Source organism: Acinetobacter sp. ANC 4216 (assembly GCF_004331195.1).
GTDB classification, from domain to species: Bacteria; Pseudomonadota; Gammaproteobacteria; order Pseudomonadales; family Moraxellaceae; genus Acinetobacter; species Acinetobacter kookii.
Genome location: NZ_SJOC01000008.1, coordinates 31,461 through 57,613, shown reverse-complemented (window position 1 = coordinate 57,613; position 26,153 = coordinate 31,461). Strand labels below are relative to the sequence as shown.

At 38.6% G+C, this 26,153-nt stretch carries 21 protein-coding genes, 2 pseudogenes and 1 other annotated feature; of the genes and pseudogenes, 18 read left to right on the top strand and 5 right to left on the bottom strand.

The window, feature by feature from the left end; all coding sequences use genetic code 11:
* Window positions 1-101: 101 nt before the first annotated feature.
* From E0H88_RS07950 to E0H88_RS07925, 6 genes are read left to right on the top strand one after another with little or no spacing between them, the layout of a single operon-like run.
* Window positions 102-1,064: a thiamine pyrophosphate-dependent dehydrogenase E1 component subunit alpha gene (locus E0H88_RS07950; RefSeq protein WP_075166713.1), complete on the top strand. Its 963-nt coding sequence runs from the start codon at window positions 102-104 to the stop codon at window positions 1,062-1,064.
* Window positions 1,065-1,079: 15 nt separating this feature from the next.
* Window positions 1,080-2,099 (top strand): alpha-ketoacid dehydrogenase subunit beta, encoded by a 1,020-nt coding sequence (locus E0H88_RS07945; protein WP_131273759.1) that lies wholly within the window; start codon window positions 1,080-1,082, stop codon window positions 2,097-2,099.
* 1 nt (window position 2,100) lies between these two features.
* Window positions 2,101-3,636, top strand: a complete 1,536-nt coding sequence (locus tag E0H88_RS07940) for a dihydrolipoamide acetyltransferase family protein (RefSeq protein ID WP_131273756.1) — start codon at window positions 2,101-2,103, stop codon at window positions 3,634-3,636.
* 11 nt (window positions 3,637-3,647) lie between these two features.
* Window positions 3,648-5,048 (top strand): dihydrolipoyl dehydrogenase, encoded by a 1,401-nt coding sequence (lpdA, locus tag E0H88_RS07935; protein ID WP_131273754.1) that lies wholly within the window; start codon window positions 3,648-3,650, stop codon window positions 5,046-5,048.
* Window positions 5,049-5,059: 11 nt separating this feature from the next.
* The gene (locus tag E0H88_RS07930) at window positions 5,060-5,845 is read left to right on the top strand and encodes an acetoin reductase (RefSeq protein WP_131273751.1); all 786 of its coding nucleotides are present in this window, start codon (window positions 5,060-5,062) and stop codon (window positions 5,843-5,845) included.
* Window positions 5,846-5,866: 21 nt separating this feature from the next.
* Complete coding sequence (locus tag E0H88_RS07925) at window positions 5,867-6,925, top strand: 2,3-butanediol dehydrogenase (RefSeq protein WP_005105897.1); 1,059 nt, start codon at window positions 5,867-5,869, stop codon at window positions 6,923-6,925.
* A 317-nt stretch (window positions 6,926-7,242) separates the two neighbouring features.
* Here the strand turns inward: E0H88_RS07925 and E0H88_RS16225 are convergent, their stop codons facing one another.
* Entirely contained in the window at window positions 7,243-7,398 is a 156-nt protein-coding gene (locus tag E0H88_RS16225) for a VF530 family DNA-binding protein (protein WP_257234909.1), read from the bottom strand.
* A 24-nt stretch (window positions 7,399-7,422) separates the two neighbouring features.
* Here E0H88_RS16225 and E0H88_RS07915 point away from each other — a divergent pair.
* A pseudogene (locus E0H88_RS07915) lies at window positions 7,423-8,008 on the top strand (transposase); the annotation flags it as partial.
* Window positions 7,689-7,805 (top strand) — a sequence feature (AL1L pseudoknot). (Overlaps the previous pseudogene by 117 nt.)
* 80 nt (window positions 8,009-8,088) lie before the next feature.
* Here the strand turns inward: E0H88_RS07915 and E0H88_RS07910 are convergent.
* Window positions 8,089-8,235: pseudogene (locus E0H88_RS07910) on the bottom strand (VF530 family DNA-binding protein); the annotation flags it as partial.
* Window positions 8,236-8,852: 617 nt separating this feature from the next.
* On the opposite strand from E0H88_RS07910, the gene E0H88_RS07905 reads away from it, so the two are divergent.
* The 9 genes from E0H88_RS07905 to E0H88_RS15910 all read left to right on the top strand — a co-directional run bounded on the left by E0H88_RS07905 (window position 8,853) and on the right by E0H88_RS15910 (window position 17,252).
* A complete protein-coding gene (locus E0H88_RS07905; protein WP_131273748.1) occupies window positions 8,853-9,593 on the top strand; it encodes a GntR family transcriptional regulator in 741 nt (246 codons plus the stop codon).
* Between the two features lie 29 nt (window positions 9,594-9,622).
* Window positions 9,623-11,368, top strand: a complete 1,746-nt coding sequence (locus E0H88_RS07900; RefSeq protein WP_131273746.1) for a fumarate reductase/succinate dehydrogenase flavoprotein subunit — start codon at window positions 9,623-9,625, stop codon at window positions 11,366-11,368.
* Between the two features lie 49 nt (window positions 11,369-11,417).
* Window positions 11,418-11,663, top strand: a complete 246-nt coding sequence (locus E0H88_RS07895; RefSeq protein WP_131273744.1) for a 4Fe-4S dicluster domain-containing protein — start codon at window positions 11,418-11,420, stop codon at window positions 11,661-11,663.
* Window positions 11,664-11,673: 10 nt separating this feature from the next.
* A complete protein-coding gene (locus tag E0H88_RS07890) occupies window positions 11,674-13,119 on the top strand; it encodes an ABC transporter substrate-binding protein (RefSeq protein ID WP_131273742.1) in 1,446 nt (481 codons plus the stop codon).
* Window positions 13,120-13,162: 43 nt separating this feature from the next.
* Complete coding sequence (locus E0H88_RS07885) at window positions 13,163-14,011, top strand: ABC transporter permease (protein ID WP_131273740.1); 849 nt, start codon at window positions 13,163-13,165, stop codon at window positions 14,009-14,011.
* On the top strand, window positions 14,012-14,833 hold the full coding sequence (locus E0H88_RS07880) for an ABC transporter ATP-binding protein (protein WP_131273739.1): 822 nt from the start codon (window positions 14,012-14,014) through the stop codon (window positions 14,831-14,833).
* A gap of 7 nt (window positions 14,834-14,840) precedes the next feature.
* Window positions 14,841-15,833 (top strand): HEAT repeat domain-containing protein, encoded by a 993-nt coding sequence (locus E0H88_RS07875; protein WP_131273737.1) that lies wholly within the window; start codon window positions 14,841-14,843, stop codon window positions 15,831-15,833.
* On the top strand, window positions 15,820-16,098 hold the full coding sequence (locus tag E0H88_RS07870; protein ID WP_131273735.1) for a DUF971 domain-containing protein: 279 nt from the start codon (window positions 15,820-15,822) through the stop codon (window positions 16,096-16,098). The genes E0H88_RS07875 and E0H88_RS07870 overlap by 14 nt, the downstream gene beginning before the upstream one ends.
* Before the next feature lie 995 nt (window positions 16,099-17,093).
* Window positions 17,094-17,252 (top strand): hypothetical protein, encoded by a 159-nt coding sequence (locus E0H88_RS15910; RefSeq protein WP_165493301.1) that lies wholly within the window; start codon window positions 17,094-17,096, stop codon window positions 17,250-17,252.
* A gap of 62 nt (window positions 17,253-17,314) precedes the next feature.
* Here E0H88_RS15910 and E0H88_RS07865 read toward each other — a convergent pair whose 3' ends face one another.
* Window positions 17,315-18,109 carry a hypothetical protein gene (locus E0H88_RS07865; RefSeq protein WP_131273733.1) on the bottom strand — a complete coding sequence of 265 codons (795 nt, stop codon included), beginning with the start codon at window positions 18,107-18,109 and terminating at the stop codon, window positions 17,315-17,317.
* 217 nt (window positions 18,110-18,326) lie between these two features.
* Between E0H88_RS07865 and E0H88_RS07860 the strand changes: the two genes are divergently transcribed.
* Together E0H88_RS07860 and E0H88_RS07855 are read left to right on the top strand one after the other, a co-directional pair.
* Entirely contained in the window at window positions 18,327-19,742 is a 1,416-nt protein-coding gene (locus tag E0H88_RS07860; protein WP_131273731.1) for an aminotransferase-like domain-containing protein, read from the top strand.
* 132 nt (window positions 19,743-19,874) lie between these two features.
* Window positions 19,875-21,296: an amidase gene (locus E0H88_RS07855; RefSeq protein WP_131273730.1), complete on the top strand. Its 1,422-nt coding sequence runs from the start codon at window positions 19,875-19,877 to the stop codon at window positions 21,294-21,296.
* A 173-nt stretch (window positions 21,297-21,469) separates the two neighbouring features.
* On the opposite strand, the gene E0H88_RS07850 is transcribed toward E0H88_RS07855, so the two are convergent.
* Both E0H88_RS07850 and tssM read right to left on the bottom strand, forming a co-directional pair.
* On the bottom strand, window positions 21,470-22,231 hold the full coding sequence (locus E0H88_RS07850) for an OmpA family protein (RefSeq protein WP_131273728.1): 762 nt from the start codon (window positions 22,229-22,231) through the stop codon (window positions 21,470-21,472).
* A gap of 74 nt (window positions 22,232-22,305) precedes the next feature.
* Window positions 22,306-26,112, bottom strand: coding sequence for a type VI secretion system membrane subunit TssM (tssM, locus tag E0H88_RS07845; protein ID WP_131273727.1), 3,807 nt, complete (start codon window positions 26,110-26,112; stop codon window positions 22,306-22,308).
* Window positions 26,113-26,153: the final 41 nt, after the last annotated feature.

Sequence of the window (26,153 nt, the reverse complement as noted above, 5' to 3'; positions counted from 1 at the left end):
ATGAAATTAAATAAAAATATTCTTATATAAATATACGATTTAAAAATCCAATTATTCAATTTTGGGTTTTCTTTTAAGCGTAGTGAATAAGGAACAAATATATGCAATTAACGGAAGAGCAATTGCTAGCAGCATACAAAAGAATGCGCGACATTCGTGAATTTGAGGATCGACTTCACGATGAAAACAATACAGGTGATATCCCTGGTTTCATCCATCTCTATAGCGGTGAGGAAGCTGTTGCAGTAGGGATTTGTGAAAATTTAACAGATAAGGACTTCATTACATCAACACATCGTGGTCACGGACATTGTATTGCTAAGGGCTGTGACATTCACGCCATGATGTTAGAAATTTTTGGTAAAGATGATGGTTTGTGTCGTGGTAAAGGCGGCTCAATGCACATTGCGGATTTAGATAAAGGCATGCTCGGTGCAAACGGTATTGTAGGTGGTGGTCCACCTTTGGCTATTGGGGCAGCTTTAAGTGCTAAAACACTCAAAAATGGTGGGATTGGTCTATCTTTTACTGGTGATGGCGGTTCAAATCAGGGCTTAACTTTTGAAGCCATTAATATGGCTGTGGTGTTAAAGCTTCCTGTCATTTTTGTTTTTGAAAATAACGGTTTTGGTGAAGGTACTGCACATGATTATGCCGTAGGCAGTAAAGATATTGCAGGCCGAGCAGCAGGTTTTGGCTTACCCGCTGAAAAAGTAGATGGAACAGACTTTTTTGCTGTGTATGAAGTTGCACAAAAAGCCATTGAACGTGCCCGCCGTGGTGAAGGCCCGAGTGTGATTGAAACGGTAACCAACCGATTTTATGGACATTTTGAAGGTGATCCGGGGCTTATCCGTTCTAAAGAAGAACTGGATTATGTCAAAGAACATAAAGATCCATTGAAAATATTCCGCGAAAAAGTCAAAGACAAAATTGACGAAGCCAAGCTCGATGCGATTGATGCTCAGTCTAAAGCCAATGTAGACGATGCCGTTGCAAAGGCACGTGCAGCTAAGTACCCAGAAGTTTCTCAGTTACTTACCGATGTATACGTCTCTTACTAAAGGAATAGTAGAAAAATGCCAAATAAAAGTTATCGAAACGCGATTAAAGAAGCAATTGAATTAGAAATGCGCCGAGACCCAAGTGTCATTGTGGTCGGTGAAGATGTTCGTGGTGGACATGGTGGTAAAAATACCGATGATAATAAGCTGGAAGGTTTTGGCGGTGTACTTGGTGTAACCAAAGGCTTATGGACTGAATTTGGTTCTGAACGAGTCATTGATACTCCAATTACAGAATCAGCGATTATTGGTATGGCGGCAGGTGCTGCTGCAACGGGTTTAAGACCTGTGGCAGATTTAATGTTTATGGATTTTTACGGCGTGTGTTATGACATGCTGTATAACCAAGCGGCTAAATTTCGCTACATGTTTGGCGGCAAAGCCAAAGCGCCACTCGTTGTACGTGGCATGATTGGTGCAGGTTTTTCCGCAGCAGCGCAGCATTCTCAGTCGCCATATAACGTGTTTGCCTCAGTGCCTGGTTTAAAAGTGGTGGTGCCTTCAAGTGCCTATGATGTAAAAGGGTTGTTGGTTCAAGCCATTCGAGATGATGACCCAGTAGTATTTTGTGAACACAAGTTGTTGTATGACATTAAGGGCGAAGTGCCAGATGAAGCCTACACTATTCCTTTTGGTGTCGCAAATTACACCCGTGAAGGCACTGATATTACCATTATTGCCTTAAGCTTGATGGTGCATCGTGCCAATGAAGTTGCTGACAAGCTCGCAAAAGAAGGCATTTCGGTTGAAGTGGTTGACCCTCGAACCATTTCTCCATTAGACGAAGATGGCATTTTAGAATCAGTGGCGTCAACAGGTCGCGTAGTGATTGTAGATGAATCTGCGGCGCGTTGCGGTTTCGGACATGATGTGGCTGCACTCATTGCACAGAAAGGCTTTCATTATCTTAAAGCACCAATCGAGTTAGTCACTCCACCACATTCACCCGTACCATTTTCACCAGTATTAGAAAAAGAATGGCTACCCAGTGTAGAACGCATCGAACAGGCTGTACGTAAGACGTTGGAGGCTTAGGATGAGCGAAATTAAAACTTTAGAAATCCCAAAATGGGGTTTGTCCATGGAAGAGGGTACGATTGCCCAATGGCTGATTGAGGAAGGTACGCAATTTAGTAAAGGACAGGAAATTTGTGAAATTGAAACCACAAAAATCGTCAATGTTCTTGAAGCACCTTTTGATGGCTTGCTACGCAAAATTATTGCTAAAGATGGTGACACTCTGGTCGTAGGTGGAGTTATTGCAATTTGTGCAGACGCTCAAGTTTCAGATACAGAAGTTGAAGCATTTGCACAGTCCTTAGGTGGAACACCTGCTGTAACAGAAAATAAAGCGGTAGCAGCGGTTCCTGAAAAAGTAGCTGTAGCTCAAGTTGAAACCAAAGTGCAAGCTGCTCCTAAACAGAACAGTGTTGGTAATGGATCAAAAGCGGTGACTCAGGGCGGATATTCTATTCCTGCTGCGTTACAAGGCTACCAACAAAGCGATGATATTTTTGCAACGCCACATGCCTTGAAATTGGCTGAAAAGCATAATGTAAACTTGGCTCAGATTACGGGTTCTGGACGTGAAGGCCGTATCAGTGTTCAAGATATTCAGGCCGCAGTTCAAGCTGCTGGTGGTTCTTGGCCAGATGTACGTCATCAAGCCAGCACGAAAGCCGCGAAATCTAAAGCAGATGACAGTTATGTTCTAGCGACACCTGTTGCCCGCCGTTTGGCAAAACAATGGGGCATTAATTTGCATGATTGTCGTGCATCAGGTTCACGTGGACGAGTCTGTAAGGAAGATGTTGAAGCTGTATATCAACGGGAAAATCCTGTACAAGCTCAACATACTGAGTATGCGCATCCAACAGAGTCTGCAAAATTCACCACCGTAGCTATGAATGGTATGCGTAAAGCAATCGCTGCACGGCTACAAGCGGCAAAACGCAATGCACCACATTTTCGCTTAACGATAGACTTAAATGTTGAGTCGGTTCAGGCTTTGCGTCAGCAAATTAACAGTACTGTACCGCAAGTCAAACTGTCCATTAACGATATGCTGATTAAAGCTGCTGCTGCTGCACTGATTAAAGTTCCACAAGTTAATGTTCAGTTTGATGAAGAGAATCAGCAGATTTTACAGTTTGAACAGGCTGATATTTCGGTTGCTGTAGCCATCGAAAATGGACTGATCACGCCAATTATTAAAGCAGCGAACCGTAAATCTTTGGCGCAAATTTCCAATAATATGCGTGATCTGGCGACACGTGCCAAAACTGGAAAATTGGCACCTGATGAGTTTCAAGGGGGCAGTTTCAGTATTTCCAATTTGGGCATGCTTGGTATTCAACAGTTTGATGCCATTATTAACCCGCCTCAAGGTGCAATTCTAGCCTTAGGTGCAGCAGAGAAACGTGCTGTCGTTGAAAATGATGAGATTGTTGTTCGTGAAATGGTGACCGCAACATTGTCTTGTGATCATCGTGTCATTGATGGTGCGTTGGGTGCTCAATTCTTATCGGCATTTAAGCAGTTTGTCGAAAATCCTGCATTAATTTTGGTGTAGGAGGAATAGTCATGTCAGATACACAATTTGATCTTGTGGTTATTGGTGCTGGTCCTGGAGGATATGTCGCTGCGATTCGCGCAGCGCAACTGGGATTAAAAACTGCAATCGTTGAAAAACAACACTTAGGCGGAGTGTGTCTTAATTGGGGATGCATTCCAACCAAGGCATTATTGAGCGGGGCTGCGCTTGCACAGCAGTTCAAACATGCAGGGCAGTTTGGCTTTACTCTTAACGCGATTGATTTTGACATTCAAAAACTGGTCCATCATAGCAGACAGGTTTCTGAGCAACTCGTGCAAGGTATCGGTCAATTATTGAAAAAAAATCAAATCACTGTTTTTAACGCGGCAGCCCAGTTTATTGCCAAAGAGCAATTAGAGCTTACAGATGCGAATGGTCAAAAACAGCAGATTTCTGCACCGCATATTATTGTCGCAACAGGTGCACGTGCGGCCAATTTGCCTCATATTCCTGTAGATGGCCATCAGGTCTGGAGTTATAAAGAGGCTTTAGTTCCGGAACAATTACCAAAATCTTTACTGGTCATTGGTTCGGGGGCTATAGGCAGTGAGTTTGCAAGCCTATACCAAGACTTAGGCTGCCAAGTTACCTTGGTTGATATTGCAAAGCAGATTCTCCCTAGCGAAGACATTGAAGTTGCGAAGTATGTACAAAAGCAATTTGAACAGCAGGGTATGCAGGTTTTAACCGAAGCGACTGTAAAAAAAATAGAAACTGATCAGGCTCAAGTACATTGTCATATTGAAACTGCCACAGGTGTGCAAATAATTACTGTTGAAAAGGTGCTTTCAGCTATTGGCGTGAAACCGAATGCTGAAAATCTTGGCCTAGAAGCTTTGGGAATTGAATTTGAGAATGGTTTTATTAAAGTCGACTCATGGTGTAAAACCAATGTAGTGGGCATTTATGCAATTGGTGATGTCGCAGGCGCACCGTGTTTGGCACACAAAGCCAGTCATGAAGCCATTCTTTGTGTGGAGAAAATTGCAGGCCTAAGTCATGTACATGCTTTAGATCGTACACAAATTCCGGGCTGTATCTTTACCCATCCGCAAGTGGCCAGTATTGGTTTGACAGAACAGAAAGCGAAAGCTGCGGGCTTGAATATCAATGTGGGTAAGTTTCCTTTACAAGCGAATGGTAAAGCATTGGCTTTGGGCGATAGCGCAGGATTTGTTAAAACCATTTTTAGTCAGGAAACAGGTGAATTGTTGGGTGCTCACATGGTTGGACATGAAGTCACCGAACACATTCAAGGGTTTGCCATCGCGAAATACCTAGAAGCTACAGATGAAAGCTTAGCGCAGGTCATTTTCCCTCATCCTACTTTGTCTGAGGCGATGCATGAGTCGGTCTTGTCGGCGATGCAACGTGCAATCCATATTTAAGGAGTCTCAACATGCCTAGAGGTTTAAACAATAAAGTTGCATTAATTACGGGTGCGGCACAAGGTATTGGACGCGGTATTGCCTTACGTTTAGCACAAGAAGGTGTTCATATTGGATTGGTCGATCTTCACCAAGAAAAGTTAAATACTGTTCAACAAGAGGTTGAAGCCTTTGGCGTAAAAGCCACCACATTTATTGCGGATATTTCAGATCCAATACAAATCAGTGACGCTATTAATCATGCAGAATCGACACTTAATGGTTTTGATATCATGATTAATAATGCAGGTATTGCACAAGTCAAAGCTTTGGCAGAAGTAACGCCGAGTGAATTTACCCAAATTATGAACATCAATGTCGGTGGTGTACTTTGGGGGATTCAAGCCGCAGCAAATAAATTTAAACAACGCCAACAGGCTGGAAAAATTATTAATGCATGCTCAATAGCAGGTCATGAAGGTTTTGCTTTGCTCGGTGTTTATTCGGCAACTAAATTTGCAGTTCGTGCATTGACGCAAGCTGCGGCTAAAGAATATGCCAGTGCTAAAATTACTGTAAATAGTTATTGTCCGGGTGTTGTGGGTACAGACATGTGGGTCGAAATAGATCAGCGGTTCTCTGAAATTACAGGTGCACCAATTGGTCAAACGTATAAAAAATATGTAGATAGTATTGCTTTAGGACGTGCTGAAACACCAGATGACGTGGCTGCATTAGTTGCATTTTTAGCCAGTGAGGATGCAAACTATATTACAGGTCAGTCTATTTTGACAGATGGTGGAATGGTTTACCGTTAACATCAATATAAGGAATATAAAATGAAAGCAGCTCGTTTTTATGACCGAGGGGATATTCGAATTGAAGATATCCCTGAACCGAAAGTACTTCCAGGCACAGTTGGAATTCAAGTTGCATGGTGCGGTATTTGCGGTACAGATTTACATGAATTCATGGAAGGCCCTATTTTTATTCCACCTTGTGGTCATCCACATCCAATTTCGGGAGAATCTGCACCTGTAACAATGGGACATGAATTTTCAGGCGTAGTTTATGCAGTTGGTGAGGGTGTAGACGATATCCAAATTGGACAACATGTCGTAGTTGAACCCTATATTATTGCGGATGATGTCCCGACTGGCCCCAATGATAAGTATCATTTATCAAAAAATATGAACTTTATTGGTTTAGGCGGACGCGGTGGTGGTCTTTCTGAAAAAATTGCAGTTCAGCGGCGTTGGGTACATCCTATTTCAAATGATATTCCTTTAGACCAAGCAGCATTGATAGAACCTTTATCTGTCGGTCATCATGCCTATGTCAGAAGTGGTGCAAAAGCTGGTGATATCGCACTGGTTGGTGGAGCAGGCCCAATAGGCCTACTTTTATCAGCCATTTTAAAGGCCAAAGGTCTTACGGTTATCATCACTGAACTGAGTGCAAAACGTAAAGAAAAAGCGATAGAGGCTGGTGTTGCCGATTATGTATTGGATCCATCTCAGGTTGATGTGGTAAATGAAGTAATGAAAATTACTCAAGACCGCGGTGTAGATGTTGCTTTTGAGTGTAGTAGTGTGAATAAAGTTATGGATACACTCGTCGCAGCGATGAAACCAACTGGTGTCGTTGTAATTGTTTCTATTTGGAGCCATCCTGCCACGATTAATGTACATAGTGTAGTGATGAAAGAACTAGACATTCGTGGCACGATAGCTTACGTCAATGACCATCAGGAAACTATTCGTTTGGTTGAGCAAGGTAAGATTAATCTAGAACCTTTTATTACCCAACGGATTGCATTAGATGATCTTGTTTCTAAAGGCTTTGAAACATTGATTCATAATAATGAGTCTGCTGTAAAAATTATTGTTCATCCGTAGTAACGCCTAATTTGAATAAGCTAGAAATAAACTCTATGTAGCTATTTCTAATATCTTTATTGATAGAGAATGAGTCTGTACGTACAGATTCATTCTCAAATTTACAGTGTTGAGTGTCAGTATGATTTTGATCATACAGCCTAGTAAAGATAGAAAATAAGTTTTTAAATAAACCATAGGGATATAGACTAAATTTTGCCAGGAGAGTGGTGGCAGTCCACCACTAATTAAAAGGTGTCTACAAAATCATTGGCTATTCAATAAGTTTAGTTTACTGTTTAGTATAAAATATTAGGCTGAGGTTGGGGTTTTGAAAGCTACGATTTCTGTTTGGCTTTTTGGCGTAAGACATACAAATATAAGCTTTCTACTTTTTCACGTGCCCATGGTGTGGTACGTAAAAATCTCAATGATGAACCGTACCGGGTTTGTCGGAGACCAAACTTTCTGAGATGAGACGCATTGCTTCGCAAGACGTAGCGAAGCGTAGTGATCCGATGAAAAAACCTAAATATACCCCTGAAATCAGAGATAGAGCGGTTCAATTATTGATTGAATTTGAAAAAGATTATCCATCGAATTGGGCTGCGATTGTGCCTAAAATTGGTTGCACTCCTGAAACTTTACGAGTTTGGTATCAAAAATATTTAGATCAACAAAATTCAATTAAAGTACAGCAACTTCCATATCAAGAACGTATTAAACAGCCCGAACGTGAAAATAAAGAAGTGCAACGTGCGAATGAAATTCTCCGTAAAGCAGTCACTTTTTTCGCCCAGGTGGAGCTCGAACGCCCACACAAATAATGCTGGATTTCATCCATAACAATAAAGACCTATATGGCGTTGAGGCGAATTGTAAGATTGTACCGATCGCAGCTTCTACCTATTAATTTAATTAAAAATGGGGGTATTACCCCTAGATCTAGTTGATGGGAAGCTTCGCTTCGCAAGGGAACATCAAACAAAGCGAGATCTACATGATTTGCATCATGCTGAATAAATTAAACGAATTTGGAAAGAAAGCTCCGGGCGTTATGGCATTTTAAAAACATCAGACAGCCTATCTAAGAGATTATTTATTGGTCTACTATGATAAGACTAACCCGTTAAGCTAGGTGGCCTAACTTAAATAAAAAAGTCTCCGACAACCCCGGTACAGTTCAATGATGACTTAACACTTGGATCTATGCAAAAACATCTAATTTCAATTTTACGACTTAAGCCTTCAAAGCCACCGTAGTAATCTAATAATTCATCCAAAATGTCAGCAAGTTTTTTGCAGTGTAGAGGGTCATTGGAGGCGTTCATAATAGATCAACCATATTTTGGGAGGCCATCATTATAACCTGAGCTAGTTGAAAAATGAGAGGGTTGGAATTTAAACGTAATTAACATTGATGTGTGCTGAAATAGCAGGAGACATTCACTTGTGAGATTCTAGGCAGCCGACTTGTAAAAATCTTCTGCCATTTGATTTGGTGTCTTAAAATGTAGACCTTTCTTTTTATAGAATAAGACCTTAAAGAAAACCTATTTAACTGAAGCAAACATAAAAGTGCATTACTAATTTGACAGATAATAAAACCTGATTTAATCTATATCAGAAATAATGAACAATTTAGCAGGTGTTATTTATTTAACTTATGTTCACCTAAAGTCAACTTCATAAAATATTTATCTAAATTTCCATTTGAAAAACAAAGTATTATATCCTTATCCTCTATTCTTCATAAATTTCTAATTCATGAACTTATGTTTGTGAGCTTTGACTTATATTTTTTTAAGAAAACAAAATTACTTTTAATAATAATTGGTTAAAAGTTTTTTCATCGTTATTTTTCATAAATAAATCAAATCTTGGTATTTCACTTTCTTAAGAAGTTTAATTATTGTTTGCTCAAGTTGTTATAACAAGTTGATAAAACATGTCTGATCTTGCCAGTAAAAATAGCCAGCAGCCTTTGTATGAAAAAGTGAAAGAACGGTTACATAGCAAAATTCAACAGGGCGAATATCCCCCGTTAAGTCAATTGCCTTCAGAAAATGAACTTTCAGAATTATTCAATGTAAGTCGAATTACAGTGCGACAAGCTTTACATAAGTTGTCGCAAGAAGGGCTAATTTTCAAAGTTCATGGCAAAGGAACTTTTGTTAGCAAGCCAAAGGCATATCAGAACATTACCCAATTACAGGGTTTTGCTGAAGCGATGTCTCATACTGGACACCAAATTCTCAATGAAGTGCTTTCTGTGAAATTTATTGAAGCACCTATAAAAGTTGCTTCTAAATTAAAAGTTTCAATCCGAAGCCAAGTTGTTGAAATTAAACGCGTACGCCTTCTCAACAACGAACCTGTGTCATATGAATTGACTTATTTACCCGCATCGCTTGGCGAACAATTAGTAGAGAAAAATGTGGACTTACGTAGTACCGATATTTTCAGTGCTATTGAGCGTGATTTAGACCTTCCACTTGGTTATGCAGATTTAAATATTGATGCGATTAAGGCTGATGATGAGCTTGCTCAATTACTTGCGGTTGATGTGAATACACCAATTCTACGTGTTGAACGTTTAACTCATGATGCTCAGAACCGCCCAATTGACTATGAATACCTGTATTTCTCAGGTGAAAGCTTCCAGTACCAATTACGCATTTTCCGTTAATGCATCAAGAAAAAAGCAAAAGGAATCTTATGGATACCAAATACTTAGAGTATGACATTGTAGTGATCGGTGGAGGAACCGCAGGTCCAATGGCAGCTATTAAAGCCAAACAAGCTAATCCGAATTTAAGCGTATTACTGATTGAAAAAGCGAATGTTAAACGCAGTGGTGCCATTTCTATGGGAATGGATGGCTTAAACAATGCTGTCATTCCAGGATATGCCACACCAGAGCAATACACTAAAGAAATCACTATTGCTAATGATGGCATCGTGAACCAAAACACTATCTATGCCTATGCAAAACATAGTTTTACCACGATCCAACAGTTAGATCAGTGGGGTATTAAGTTCGAAAAAGATGAAACTGGCGAATTTGCGGTTAAAAAAGTTCATCATATGGGAGCTTATGTACTACCTATGCCTGAAGGGCACGATGTAAAGAAAGTGCTGTATCGCCAAATGAAGCGTGCTCAAGTAAAAATCAATAATCGGATCGTTACTACTAAATTATTGAAAAATGAGAATGGCGCAATTAACAGTGTACTTGGATTTGATTGCAGAACTGGAGAGTTCTATGTCATCAAAACCAAAGCAGCAATACTATGTTGTGGGGCAGCAGGGCGTTTAGGTTTACCTTCTTCAGGATACCTAATGGGTACTTACGAGAACCCTACTAATGCTGGCGATGGTTATGCAATGGCTTACCATGCTGGAGCAGAATTATCGAATTTAGAATGTTTTCAGATTAACCCATTAATTAAAGATTATAACGGTCCAGCTTGTGCTTATGTAACAGGCCCATTGGGTGGCTATACCGCTAACAGTAAAGGTGAACGATTCATTGAATGTGACTACTGGAGTGGTCAGATGATGTGGGAGTTTTATCAAGAATTAGAAAGTGGACACGGTCCTGTTTTCTTAAAAATGGATCATTTAGCCGAAGAAACAATTCAAACTATTGAAGAAATTCTGCATACGAATGAACGTCCAAGTCGTGGTCGCTTCCATGAGGGTCGTGATACAGATTACCGCAAAGATATGGTGGAAATGCATATCTCAGAAATTGGCTTCTGTAGTGGACATAGTGCTTCGGGTGTTTGGGTTAATGAAAAAGCTGAGACTTCTGTAAAAGGTTTATATAGCGCTGGTGATATGGCCGCTGTCCCTCATAACTATATGCTAGGTGCATTTACTTATGGTTGGTTTGCTGGTGTTAATGCGGCAGAGTATGTAGTAAATGTTGATTCGGGTGAGCTGAATCAAGCAGAAATTGATGCTGAAAAAGCACGAATTTTTGCACCGCTTGAACTTAAAGAGGGTTTACCTGCTGAGCAAGTCGAATATAAGTTACGTAGATTTGTGAATGACTATCTGCAACCACCAAAGACTCGGCAAAAAATGGAAATTGGTTTACGTCGTTTTGAGGAAATTAAACACGATATTGCACAAATTAAAGCCAACAATCCACATGAACTCATGCGAGCAGCAGAAGTATCAGTAATTCGTGACTGTGCTGAAATGGCTGCAAGAGCCTCATTATTCCGCACAGAAAGTCGCTGGGGTTTGTATCACTATCGTGCTGATTTTCCAAAAACTAACAATAATGAATGGTTCTGTCATGCTCATCTTAAGAAAGATGAAAATGACAATATGGTCAGCTTTAAAAAGCCTGTTGAGCCGTATGTTGTGCCTATTGAAGCCCAAGAAAAAAATTCTTATCACCAATTACGTATTCAAAAAGATCAACCTGTGGAAGCTGCTGAAGCAATTTAATACAGGTAGGTAAAGCATACCTTTTCACAGATGAGTAAGGAAATAAATTATGGCCCTTATATTTAAAGAAGTTCAACACCGTACTGTTGCACCAGTTTTGGTAGATGAAGATAAGTGTATTGCAGACAAAGGTTGCACTGTATGTGTCGATGTATGCCCGATGGATCTATTGGCGATTGATCCAGTAACAAAGAAAGCTTTTATGCAATTTGATGAATGTTGGTATTGCATGCCTTGTGAAAAAGACTGCCCAACTGATGCAATTCACGTAAATATTCCTTATTTATTAAAGTAGAGAGTAAAAAATGTCCACATTACCAGCTAAAAAAATATTATTAAGTAGTTTAGTGGCACTGGGTATATCTGGGGTTATAGGCTGTAGTAGTAAAGAGCAGAGCAGTGTTGAATCACCTGTGAGCACTGTTCGAGTTGCTATTGGAACACAAGATACTACCATTAACTGCGCTACTGGCGGTTTATTGGTCAGGGAATTAGGCTTGTTAGAAAAGCATCTTCCTAAAGAGGGTGACTATAAAAATGTTAAATATGATATCCAATGGAAAAACTTTACATCCGGTGCTCCTTTAACTAGTGAAATGGTTGCTGATCGTTTAGATATTGGTGCAATGGCGGAGTTTCCTGCAGTAAATAATTTAGTAGCTTTTAAAGAAGCAGGTAAAGCAAGTATTTTCTTGACTCCTCTCTCTGGTAGTACCACAGGGAGTGGTAATGCGATTGTTGTTCCAAATAGTTCTAATGTGACTTCATTAGCAGAATTAAAAGGTAAAACTATTTCAGTACCTTTTGCATCAACTGCCCATGGTTTATTACTTCGTGCCATAAAAGCTCAAGGTTGGGACCCAAACAAAGATGTACAAATTATTGCTCAGGCACCTGAAGTTGCCGGTCCAGCTTTAAAGAGCAATAAAATTGATGCACACGCAGATTTCGTTCCATTTGGTGAGCTCTTTGCTTATCAAGGTTTTGCCAAGAAAATTTACGATGGCTCTCAAGCAAAAGGAGCTACTTTCCATGGAGTATTAGCTAATCAGCAATACGCAGAAAAACATCCTGAAGTGATAAGAGCATATTTAAAAGCGACTATCGAAGCGGATCAATTGGTACAAAAAGAACCTGAAAAATATAGTGAAGTAATTGCTGAAAAAACTGGAATTCCAGCCGAAGTAGTTTATTTATTCCATGGTCCACTTGGTTTGCAAACTCGCGATTTAACTTGGAAACCTGAATACAAAGAGGCAACACAAGTTGCAGTCGATACACTGCAATATCTAGGTAAAAATGACGGTAAAGTTGATGTAAATGCCTTTATTCAAGACAAATATATCAAAGATGCTTTCGCTGCATCTAATTTGGATTACAGTCAAGCACTAAATAACTATGGCAAATCCCCCCTAATTGCTAAAGATACATTAACTGGTGAAGAAATTAAAACCTTTAAGCGCGTGACTCAAATTTGGGTTAAGGGCGAAGAGAAGGTACGTAATTATGCAACACCAGAGCATGCATTTAAGGATTTAAAAGCGATTGAATCAGCAGGAAAATCTGTACGTGTGGTTTATAACCAAGATTCTCAAAATGATATCAAACTATTATCAAATTTAGCTTGGTTTGCTACTAACCGTGTTGGTGAAATCCATGCATTTCTACTTAAAGGTGATGCAACTCAGTGGGCAGCAGCACAAGGTGGTAAGGTTTACGACTTTAACTCTGTAAAACAGCTAGTTAAGTGAAACCACGTTGTATAGCCATAAGCCAACAATGAGGTATATCGGTATGAATAGTATTGCCGAACAAAATTTAAAAATTGTAAAACCACATACTACTTTGCGTTGGCTAACAGAGCGCCATCAGAAGCTAAATAAGTTTCTGATGGGCACGGTTGCTATCTTGCTTTGTTTAGTTGTGTGGCAGACTTTAGCAATGAACAAAATTAATTTAGGAGTTGTTAATTTTAGTAATGTGCCAACTCCAGTAGCAGTAATCGATGCCATCTTGCGATTTTTTCAATTACCAACTGCATGGGCTCATGTCAGATCTAGTATTTTTCGTGTCCTAGCAGGTTTTGTATTGGCTTCAGGTGTAGGAGTTTTACTTGGCTTATTCATTGGTCAGTTTAAGAATCTTGGGGCGTTTTTAATGCCCCCTTTAGAAGTATTGAGACCAATTCCTGCAGTTGCATGGATTCCTTTGGCAATATTGGTTTTTCCTTCTTCTGAAGCTTCCATGATCTACATTACTTTTATTGGAGCCTTATTTCCTATTTTGCTTAATACCATTCATGGTGTAGATGCTATTGATCCACGTTTAGTTGCATCTGCAAAAAGTTTGGGGGCAACAAATCTAGCTATTATTCGTGAAGTAGTTATTCCTGGTGCTTTACCTAACGTAGTTACTGGTTTGTCAATTGGTATGGGAACATGCTGGTTCTGTCTTGTCACTGCTGAAATGATTTCTGGACAACACGGTATTGGATATTTTACTTGGGAATCTTTCACCTTACAAAACTATAGCAGTATCGTAGTAGGCATGTTGTTGATTGGCGCTTTAGGTATGTTAAGTAGCTTTATTGTGCGTTGGTTAGGACATAAATTTACACCTTGGTATCAAATGAGGAAGTCTTAAATGCAAGGAGAAATAAGAATCCGTGATTTATGCCTGCATTTAGGCAAAGGTGAACAGCGTTTTCAAGCTTTAGATCACCTCAATATCCAAATTCCGCCAGGTGAGTTCGTTTGTTTACTTGGACCTTCGGGCTGCGGTAAATCTACTTTATTAGGTGCATTAGCAGGCCATCTAAGTTATTCCTCAGGTGATTTATTGGTTGATAATGAAATAGTGCATCAACCGCATCCAGATCGAGGACTTGTTTTCCAGCATCACACATTATTTCCATGGAAAAGCATTATAGAAAACATTGCATTTGGCTTAAAAATGAAAGGCATACCTGTAAAGGAACGACTAGAAAAAGCTAAACAGATGATTGATTTAGTTGGTCTAACAGGTTTTGAGAAAAAATTTCCGGCTGAACTTTCTGGTGGGATGCAACAACGTGTAGAAATTGCACGTGTCTTGATTAATGAACCAAAAGTATTACTTATGGATGAGCCATTTGGGGCGTTAGATGCTCAAACTCGTGTGCATATGCAACAGCTATTATTAGATATCTGGCAAAACATCAAAACTACAGTGCTCTTTATTACCCATGATATTGATGAAGCCCTTTATTTATCGGACCGTGTATTGATTATGAGTCATCGACCAGGACGGATTATTGATGAAATCTCATTAAATTTTCCACGTCCACGAGATATTGAAATCGTTACTACGCCTGAATTTGTGGAATTGAAAAAGTATTGTATGCAGGCACTTAAACATGATGACTTAAGCAATTTAAAACGTTTAAATCCTTTAGGTCTGCCGAAGAAAGCCGTTAGAGAAGGATAAATAATTAATGAATCCAAATTACCCACAACTTGAAGCACTTGACGAAGATGATCTAGATTTACTCGTTCAACTTAATCAAGATGATGAAAAAATTCGCTTTATTACTTTAATGAATATTGCAGATGAGGAACGGGAAGAATTATTACCTTGGTTATATCATGCTTTAGCTCATGATCCTGCTGAAATCGTACGTGAAGAAGCAGCTAAACGCTTAGAGGGATGGGAAGATGAAAACAGTCTTTTAGCCCTAGCTCATGCACTCTCTGACGACTCAAAGAAAGTTATTGATGCCGCAACACAAAGTTTAAGTGAAGTAAAAAATCCTCAGGCTGCAATTGTACTAGCTCCATTTCTTGACCAAGATTCTGTTGAGGTAAAAGTCGCAATTTTACGAGCCTTGAAACCGTTAAGGGTAGGGAGCTTGTATGAAAAAATTCTAGAACATATACATCATGAAAATGTATTAGTGCGTCGTGAGGCTGTAAGCGCCTTAAGCTGGTTACAGTTGGAATTAGCTTTAGATAGCTTAGCTCATATTGCTAAACAAGAAAGTGATTTAGAAACGCGTAGAATTGCTACTGGTGGCTTAGCTTATAGTAAAGAGCCAACACAGAATATTAGTGATGCTTTACAACAGGCTTTATTAGCAGATGACTGGCAATTACGTATTGAGGCGGCGTTGACTGTAGGAAAACTCAAATTAATAGCTCTTGAAGACCGACTTATTGAGCTAATGTCCGATCCTTATTGGCAAGTAAGAATTCCAGTTGTTCGTAGTTTAGGCTTGTTGAAATCAGTTAAAGCGCTTAATGGATTGGCTGAAAACTTTTTTTATGAAATTAGCAATTTACGTAAAGAAGTTGCATTAGCTTTAGGTGAGATTGGAGGTAAACAGGCAGAAATATTGCTAAAAGCGCATGAATCAGATCCAGATCCAGAGGTACGTAAGGCTATCCGAATTAGCTTAAACCAAATTCGAGAACGACATGCAACTACTTAAACCTGAGCTTATAGTCGATGTTCAGTCAAAATCTATTGACTTTATCTGGCCAGATTATCGAGCACGATTTACTTATCAAAGATTACGGGAAATTTGCCCTTGTGCCTTTTGTCGCTCAAAACGTATTAAAAATATAGACATTACCGATGATCAAAATATCTTTGTGACTGAGTTAAATCATCAAGGTTATGGTGTTCAAATCTGTTTTAGTGATGGACATGATAAAGGAATATTTCCTTGGGAATATTTGAAAAGCATCCCATAAAAATATTGGGAGATGAATTATTTTTCTAAATATTCATCTTCCACTTATATTAAATACTTAGATACTTAAGAAAAATAATTATTTTAAATTATAATTCAAAATATTAATAATATAAAAAAATCATCAGCTCAAACTCATGAAATTTCAAGACTTATATATAAAAAAGTATGCAATAAGATATAGAAGACTACTATCCTGTAGAAGCCTGGCAATAAAAATTAGAAAAATAATATTAATATTACTATCAAATATACTTTTTATATTTTGTTTAGTTTTATATTGCTTGGATTCACAAAAAACAAATATAGATATATATTTTAATTTATTTGTAAGCTTTTTTATTGTAATAGGTATCATCTATTTCTTTAAAATGGATCATTTTTTTGCAAATAAGTTAGCTTTTAAAATAAAAAATTAATCATAGAAATACTGATCTATAAATAAAGATCAATAAATATATATTTATTTAAAATTCAGTAGGTGACGTGAAAAAATTAAAGAGTATAAGTTTAAAGAATTTGTCCAAAGACTATTAAGATTAGCAGAAGATATTGCCTTACATATTGTTCAGATATACATCTTCAAAATGTGAGTAAATAGGGTGAAAGAGAATATTTTTAGGAAAAACTTGACAATTAAAACAGAAAATATTTACTCTATATCAATATTAATGAACTTAAAGTATCATGTACTCAATTTAACATAATATACATTATACGAAATCAAATATCTTCGGAACATCCCCAGTATTCCTGACTACTTACTTGTTGCTTAGACAACTTAAACTTATTTATTGAATGAATACGCTACAGCTATACCATACTCAGAAAGTTTTATTCTTTTATAGCTCTACGTTCTACATTACACTTCGCCAATCCATAGCTGCAAATGAACAACTATAACTGTTATATAAATATTTCACTTTTTTGTATCTATAGATGTTCTATTACATCGTCAATAATCAATCTAACAGATAGACAAATTGAGACAGTCTGATGAACAATCAAGAGCCAAAAAAGCAGCAAAAATACGCTGACAGTGAAATTTCAGATAAGGCTTTCAAACGAGCCATTATTTGGTTTGGAATTTACGCTTTATTGTTCTGTATTGGTGTGGCATTTGTGGTTGGTGCAGATAACTCATATCTTCCCTAATTCCTCTATCACTAAATTTATGATCAAGCAGCATATTTAATGAAAACATGCTGCTTTTTAGTTCAATGATATTGAATTTTAGTTTGCATATATTCACCATAAACTGAAAGCTTTTCAAAAATATGTTCTGAATAAAACATATCATCTATCAGCAATTGCGCTTGGTCAAAGCTATATAAATTTAAAATTTTCAGCAACTTGGCATTAATTTTTGAAAACTTTGTACAAAGCTGGATATATTCATCATTTTTATTCTTAAATAATAGTTGTAACATATTGATTTTATTTATATCTAAGTATTCAGATTGTTGTTCCAGCGCAATGACCTGTATTTGTACATGTAAAAAATAAGCAATGAAATCAATCAGTTCCAGATTAACATTTAAACGTGTAATACAGATTATTCTCGATACTTTTGAATTACATAAACTATTGATTAAATTTAGATAAAATGAATCTTCAGTTGTCATTTCTTCATCATTTAATTGTAAAGACAATCCCAGACTGTCCAATAATTGATCAAAGTTAAAGCTAAGGTTGTTATGGTTCGCCTGATAATAACGCGACAAAATGCTCAAACTTTGTTTATTTTTAACTGTGTGATAAATCACCTTCTGGTTCAGATTCGCCAATATAAAGGGTGAGAATAAATAGGCTAAATCTTCAACCTGCTCTGTAATAGGGTCTTGCAGAATCACGATCTGCCCTGCTTTCTCTATCTCTCTGAGTTTTTTTGCTCTTACTAATGTGGCTTCAACATTTACATATTTTTGCTTGAGTAAGCTTTTAACCTGCGAAGAAATTTCGTATCCTGCCAGCAACTGATTGATCAAATTAAGTTGCGATATTTCAAACATTTGTTACTCCATTTCAACCTTTTACACACCTTCATCACACGTTTGCATGAAGTGTTCGCCAGTATCGCAAATTTTTTTAAACTTCATAGATACAGCATTAATCATAAAATTTATAACAGATCAGTATTTTTAAAAAAATCTGTTATAAAAATACTTTAATATTAATTAAATATCGCTATATTTATATACAGTCACTTTTCATCAGTCATCTTTCAATATGTATAAGTCAGAACAGCTTGCTCATCAATTAAGACAATTGATAGAAAGTGGCACACTGAAAGCCCATGAAAAACTTCCTTCTTTACGTGAACAAGTACAGCTTTCCGGTTTTAGCCTGATAACCGTGATGAATGCTTATCAAGAGCTTGAATCTAGAGGCTTGATTTATGCGAAAGAAAAATCTGGCTACTACATTGCAAATACATATGCCGAGCATGACTACAATGCACCTTTAATTGTTTCTCTCAATTCCAATATTGAAATCAATTCATTAATTTTTAAATATCTGAAATCCATTCAAGGCGAACACATCGTTCCTTTTGGTTCAGCATTTCCCTCCAGGGATTTGGTCTACTCCAAAAAACTGACCCAGATTATGGGACAAATTGCGCGTAATAAAAAAAGCTATGATGCCATTGATAACTTGCCACCGGGAAATTTTGCCTTACGCAAACTGATTGCGCAACGCTATTGCATGCAAGGTATACCCACTGATCCTGATGACATTGTCATTACATCGGGTGCTATGGATGCGCTGAATTTGGCTTTACAAGCGATTGCCAAACCGGGTGACTATATAATCCTGCAGCAAAATATTTTTTATGGCGCCTGGCAAGCAGCCGAACGCTTAGGCCTGAAAGTGGTGACTATTCCTGAACATCCCAAACATGGATTTGATCTGGACGCTTTTGAACATATCTTAAAAACCTATCCGGTGAAACTCTGCTGGTTCATGCTGAATAGCCATAATCCGGTAGGTTTTACCGTTTCAGAGGATATAAAGTTTCAAATTTCAAAATTATTGCATCAATATCAAGTTCATATGATTGAAGATGATGTATATGAGGAAATGTATTTTGGGCATAAAAAGCCTTTGCCCATGACCTATTATGATCAAAATAATTTAGTTCTACACTGCTCTTCTTTTTCGAAAACCCTGGGTGCGACGTTTCGGGTGGGTTGGGTGCATGCCGGAAAATATTCACAGCATATTCAGCACCTGCAATTAATGAGCACGATCTCGGTCAACTCTTTACTACAAACCGCATTAGTGGAATTTTTGTCCAACTTTCATTATGAAAAACATCTGCGCAATCTACGAAAAAACTTACAGCATAATAAATTATTATTTTATAGATATTTAGAGTTAAATTTACCCCCTGAGTGTAAAATCGAATATCACCCGAGCGGCTATTTTTTATGGCTAAAACTGCCCAAAAATATAGATAGCATGCCTATTTATGAAAGCCTGATCCAGCAGAAAATTGGCATTGCACCAGGACAACTTTTTAATATTACCGCACAAAAACAGCATTATTTAAGAATAAACTGCTCATTTGAATGGTCAGACTCAGTTCAGCATTCACTTGATCAGGTTATTGTTACGCTGCAAAAATTTATAAGAGATGAATAGTTTAAATTGACAGCGGGTATTGTCATGACTATGTTGTAAAATGATTTTGATCGGCATGGTTTTGTTATGCTGATCGCTATTAAGACAAAATGAAAAACAAAAAAATATAGGGAAATACAGGATTATCACGAAATGGAATCGCAAAATTCTAAACGTATTCATGCATTTGATAATGATGTCATGTCAGATCTAGATGCCGTAGGTATCGCACAATTGATTCGCAACAAACAGGCTTCCGTACAAGAAGTCACCGCAGCGGCTATTGCACGTGCACAACGTGTCAATCCGCATCTTAATGCAATTCAGCTTGAATGTTTTGAGCGTGCTTTAGCAAAGCCACATTTCAAGCAAACGGGAATTTTTGCCGGTGTTCCCTTCTTTTTTAAAGACAACACCGATTATCAGGGTTTGACAACCAATCATGGCTCTAAAGCTGTAAATGGTAAAACCGTATTAATTAACCCAAAGATCAGTCAACAATTTTTAGATCAGGGTTTTGTGGTTTTAGGCAAAACGACCCTGCCAGAATTTGGTTTAAATGCTACCACCGAGTTTCAGGATGGCAGTGCAACTTTCAATCCATGGCATACTGACTATTCTTGCGGTGCATCTTCGGGTGGTTCGGCTGCCATGGTTGCCTCAGGTGTAGTACCCATTGCCCATGCCAATGACGGTGGCGGTTCAATTCGCATCCCTGCTGCCTGTTGTGGTCTGATTGGTCTTAAACCGAGTCGCGGTCGTACCTTTGACAGTGATGCCGCACGTTCTTTGCCGATTAATATTATCAGTGAAGGTGTCGTTACCCGTAGTGTCCGGGATACAGCTTATTTTTATGCAGGTATGGAACAAAGATTCCATAATAAAAAACTGCCTAAAATCGGTTTAATTGAACACCCTAACCAGCGCCGTTTACGTATTGGCCTGGTTACCCAATCCATCACCGGTCAAATTGATCAGGAAACTTCATTCACCCTCAACCAGACTGCAAAGTTACTGTCAGATTTAGGACATCATGTTGAAGAATTCCAGTTACCTATCTCCATTAGCTTTGTTGACGATTTTAGTGAATATTGGGGCTTTTTGTCCTTCATGCTGCAAACTTTTGGCAAAAAGGCTTTTGGTGCCGGATTTAATGCTAAACAGCTGGATAACTTAACCGTGGGACTTGCCGGACTCTATAAGAAGAACTTTTACAAAACGCCATTATTTTTATACCGTTTAAAAAGAATGCAGCAACAGTATCAAGACATTTTTAAGCAGTATGACGTGCTCCTTTCACCCGTATTAGCCCATACAACGCCACAAATTGGTTATCTATCGCCTCGGCTTCCCTTTGACCAATTATTTGACCGGATTCAAAATTACGTTACTTTTACTCCTATTCAGAATGTGGTGGGTGCTCCAGGAATGTCGATTCCGATGGGACAAACGCAAGTAGATGGCTTACCAATTAGCATGCAACTTTCTGCCAATATTGGGGATGAAAAAACTTTAATTGAATTGGCCTATGAAATTGAACAGGCAAAACCCTGGCGTAGAATTCAGGATGCTTGATCATAAAAACAAATTAGGAAGTGAGCAGCTTCCTTATTCTATATAGGATTAAATGCAATGATTTAACGTCTTTCATCATTATTGCCCCCTTTTTATTTTTCTCTTGCGCTTGATTTTAAAACACTGCTTAAAACCAGGCTCAGGGAGAAATAAAAGGGACTTATGGAAGACATCTATTGAACCTCAAACTCAATACGACGGTTTTTTCGACGTCCCTCAGCAGTGATATTGTCAGCAACAGGTTGATTTGAACCAAAACCTTCTGCGGTTAAATTTTCAGCTGCAATATTTTTCCCAATTAAATAGTTTTTAACTGCTGCTGCACGCTGTTGGCTTAAAGTCAGGTTTTTATCTGCATCACCAGAGCTATCCGTGTGGCCAATCACCTTCACTTTCTTGCCATCGACTTTATTCAATGCTATCGCCATTTCATCTAAAATCTGTTGACCGGAGGCAGTTAAGGTGGCACTTCCAGATTCAAATTCAATAATACGGTGCTTTAATGCAGCATCAATCATTTGCTGCTCAGCTTGGTTTACGGATAACTGTGCATTTAAGCGATAAGGAGCAGATACCAGACTTTGAAATTTTGCAGTCATTGGCTGAATGGTATTTACATTATTGAGTTTGCCGGATAAATCCATTTGCGTACCACGTACCTTCAGTTTACCATGTTTGACTTTTTTTAAATCCTCGGTAATGACATGACTGATCGCATTACTCCAGCCATTCGGAGCTGTTACAGCACGGACTTGAATCTTGTCAATGATATTTTCCTGACCATACATGAGATACATTTTATTTAAAATTTCTTGTTTACTGGCTTCATTGGGGACTGCGCCCTCAATGACAACCGGTACTGCATGAGCCACTATAGATAAATTCACAATTAAAAAAGTGCTCTGAAAAATATTTTTAATGCATTGTTTTTTCATAATATTATATTCATTAATAAAGGTTTTTCTAAACATTTTCATGTATTGAGTGGTGCTAAGCTGCTTTTTATTCATTATGGTATAGCTCCAGCACTATTCGTTGTATTTGTTTTAACCACGGTTACAGATACAGGAGCTGTCTGTGCTGAAACAACACGAATCGATTTATCATTTACGACCTGATCCACCAGTTGCATGCCAGCGTACCCGCGATTCGAACCAATATGGCCTGAATTGCCACTAATCAAACGGAAATTTACCTTCACAGCTAAACCAGGGTTTTGCTGGTCTTTCCAGATCATTTCAAAATAATTTCCCCGTTGAGTACGCTGTGCATGATCAATGAGGCGGTTAATGCCATATTCCCCCGGTTCATCAAAAATGGTATGCGTTTGCCCTTGCAAATCTACTGCGGTAATACGTGCACCAGGCATAGCTCCCTGATTTGGCCAAACAAAATTCACCCATTGTTGAACACCATTTTCATAAACCATTCTTTGGCCATCAATATCAATGGTATAAGAAAGCAGTTGTGGATTCTCTAAGGGATAAAACTGGAAATTTGATGGATTGACTGTGGCCGTTCCTGTGGTTTGGTTCAACTCCCCGGTGGCCATGCCATTATTAGGGGCAACATAACTTTGGAAGTTCATCACAAATTGTGGATTCAGGTTAATTCCCAAATCTTTCCAGGTTTTAGACGTTAATAGATAACCTCGACGAATGACCAGTGGATCGAGATTGTCTTTGACAAACCGTGCAATACTGCCGTTTTCACCCAAAATTTGACTAATTTCCTGACGGGTTGCTTGCAAGGTCGCAGAAGCAGTGAATGGATATTTTTGGCTTAAGTTAGCCATAAATGGCTGGTTGGCCTGTATCATCCATAATTTATTTATTTCATGTTGTGCGGGAATCAATATACCCTCAAAGGATTGGGTTAATGGACTCATCAATAATTTCTGCAAAACTTGTTGATCCCGCTCATTCAGGCCAACCATCATTTTTTCATCAATCATTTTTTGGCTATAATTAAACACAGAGTTCTGATCATTAATCGTTTGCCTGACCAGAATGATGGCTGCAGGACCAATTTCCCCTGCACTTTTCAAATCATTGAACTTGCTCCTCACCCGGGCCAATGATTGCATGTATTCATCTAATAAAGATTGGTTTTGTTGATCATCACGTTTACGCACCAGTTGGTAGAATATCTGAAATTCTTTTGAAATGGTGCCCTGTGCCTGACTCGATGCCTGTTGTACGACTCTAGGTTCATTCCGGTTTAAAATTCTAGTTTTAAACCACGCCATGAAGCCCGTTTTGGGTGTAGCCAGTTCAGCCTGAATGACTGGATTATCCCAGCTGGTTTCTTTAACCACCTGCTGGACAATGGCTCGAATGGGTGAATTTTCTGGCTCTCCCAAGATTTCAATATTTTTTGTTTGCCGGTTAAAATCGTTGGCTTTTGCATAGTAAATGCCATTTAAAAATTTGTGCCATTCAGTGATATATTGCTGTTTATATAATGCAGTTAATTGCTTACGAATCTGGTCTGAACTGCCGCTCAACGTCAGATCATCCGATTGGGTGATATTTAATACCCAGTCTTTGCTATCGGTTGGGCGGTTTGACGCATCATCAATGGCTTTTTCTACATATTCTTGCCAGGCTTTATATGTAAACATGCCAGGTAAGGCATAACTTCCCAGTACAGTATTTTGATTATTTTCCCCAACGATCTGTTTTATCGTTACAGCAGGATAACGCACTGCAGCGCGCATTTTGATTTCGTTATACACACGATCCCGTGCAGGCATCCCCCGAATAACAGCCAACAAGACCTGACGGGTCTGATCTACCAGCAAAGGGTCAGCTTCAAGTATGGGAAATTTTTGATCGTTTGCCAGCGCAAGGCTATAGGATAATATCTGCTCGGCTTTCTGGATTATTTCACCCCGTGGCACTTGTCCTCGGTTTGCATCCAGCCAAGGACGCCAGAAACGAGTCAACTGATCGCCTAAATGGCTTGAATCCATATATTGAGAATTACTCAGCATCAAATAAGCCTTTAAAGCATTGTAAGCATCCTGAGGATTGGTTTCAGAGGGTTCCAAATATTGCTGATTTTTAACTCCCTGATTTATTGTCACATTGACATGGTTGGCTTTTAAAGTGGCTTCATTCGTTTTTATACGTTGTAAATACTGCGCAATATTCTGCTGGGTCGGCTGCAAAAGTAGCTGTCTAATTCCCGCCAAATATTCGCTTTGTAATTTTTCTCGCAATGTATCACCTTGATACAGACCAAAGCCAAATCGTATAGGCTGATTTTGTTCAAACTGATCAAGCTGCTGCATACGCTCCTGCAAAATGAGCAACGCATCCAGTTGTGTAGAGAGCTGTTGGCCAGATTGCTTTTGCAAATGAACCACCTTGTCTAAATCGGCCTGAACATCGGCAATCAGCTGTTGATTATTGCGATATGACCAAATCCACAAGCTCAATATTATGGAGATTCCCAGCAAGGCAGCCATAAAGGCAACATGACGTTGTTTCTTGCGTTTAGGATTAATATGCTGTTTAACCAGATGCTGGTCCTTTAAAATCACATCCGAAAACAGAGCTTTCAGAAAGTACCCACGGTTCTGTGAAACTGAATGACCCGGCACAGTATTTTCACTCTTTAAGCTTGCTGATAAATGAAAATCCTGTACCATCTGTTCGGTCATTGGGCTTTCAGTGATTCCCTGTTGTAAGGCACTGGTAAAATAGAAGCCACGAAATACGGGTTTAAACTGATAGGGATTGTCTTCAAACAAAGTCGCTATAAAAGTTTTCAGCACCGGTTTTAAGTTTTTAAATTCTAAGGGAAATGTGATTACACTGGGTGAAATATTCTGGCTATGACGTCGGCTAAGATGCGTGTTACTTAATCCTTTTAAACCCTCATATAAAACAGCATAATGCTGTTCAAACAGTGCCATTATATCCTGTACAGAATCTGGTTCGTATTTTAAGGTCGCGCCCCATACCTGATTCAATTCATCGACATCATAACATTCAAAAAAATCGGTAAAGCCTGCAATCAAGTCCATTTTGGAAAACACCACATATACGGGTGCAAATATCTCTAAACGTTCAGTAATGTCTTGAATACGTGTTCTTAAATTCTTAGCCAATTTTATAGATTGTTCAGGACTTTGGCTCGCCAGTTCTGTAATACTGACCATCACAATTAAACCATTCACAGGTGCTTGAGTACGGCTTTTCTTTAATAGATTCAAAAATCCCAACCATTCAGGATGATCTTCAGCATAAGCTGAATAACGTCCGGCAGTATCCAGCAATACCCCTTCCGTAGAGAAAAACCAGTCACAGTTTTTTGTCCCGCTGAGGCCAGAAGAAATACTTTTTTGATGGGAATTTTCAAAGGGAAATTTTAGCCCTGAATGATAAATAGCTGAACTTTTACCTGCGGCAGGATTCCCAATCAGCATATACCAGGGTAATTCATATAATGCCGTGTTGCCTTTTTTGTTCCCCAACTTTGATTTGCGAATCAGTTGGATTGATTTTTTCATTTGCAGGCTGATGAGCTGTAATTCTTGCGTTTCTTTTGGTTGGCCATATTCTGCATTTCTATCCTGCTCAATTGCTTCTGCAAGCACTGTGCCCTGTTGAGCAGGACGATTTTTTTGAACCCGTCTATAGATGCCATAGCCGATGATTGTAAAAACATAAGCTGCAACTAAGGTCCAAAAAATATTTCGCGGAATAGCCGGGTAAGAAGAAACCAGTAACACTAAAATAGAGAGTGCAATAATGGCTTTGGGATGGGTTACATATTGCCAGACATAATTTAAAATAGTGTAAAACATGTGATTCTCATTATTTTATTTATATTTAAATGTTTTGTTTT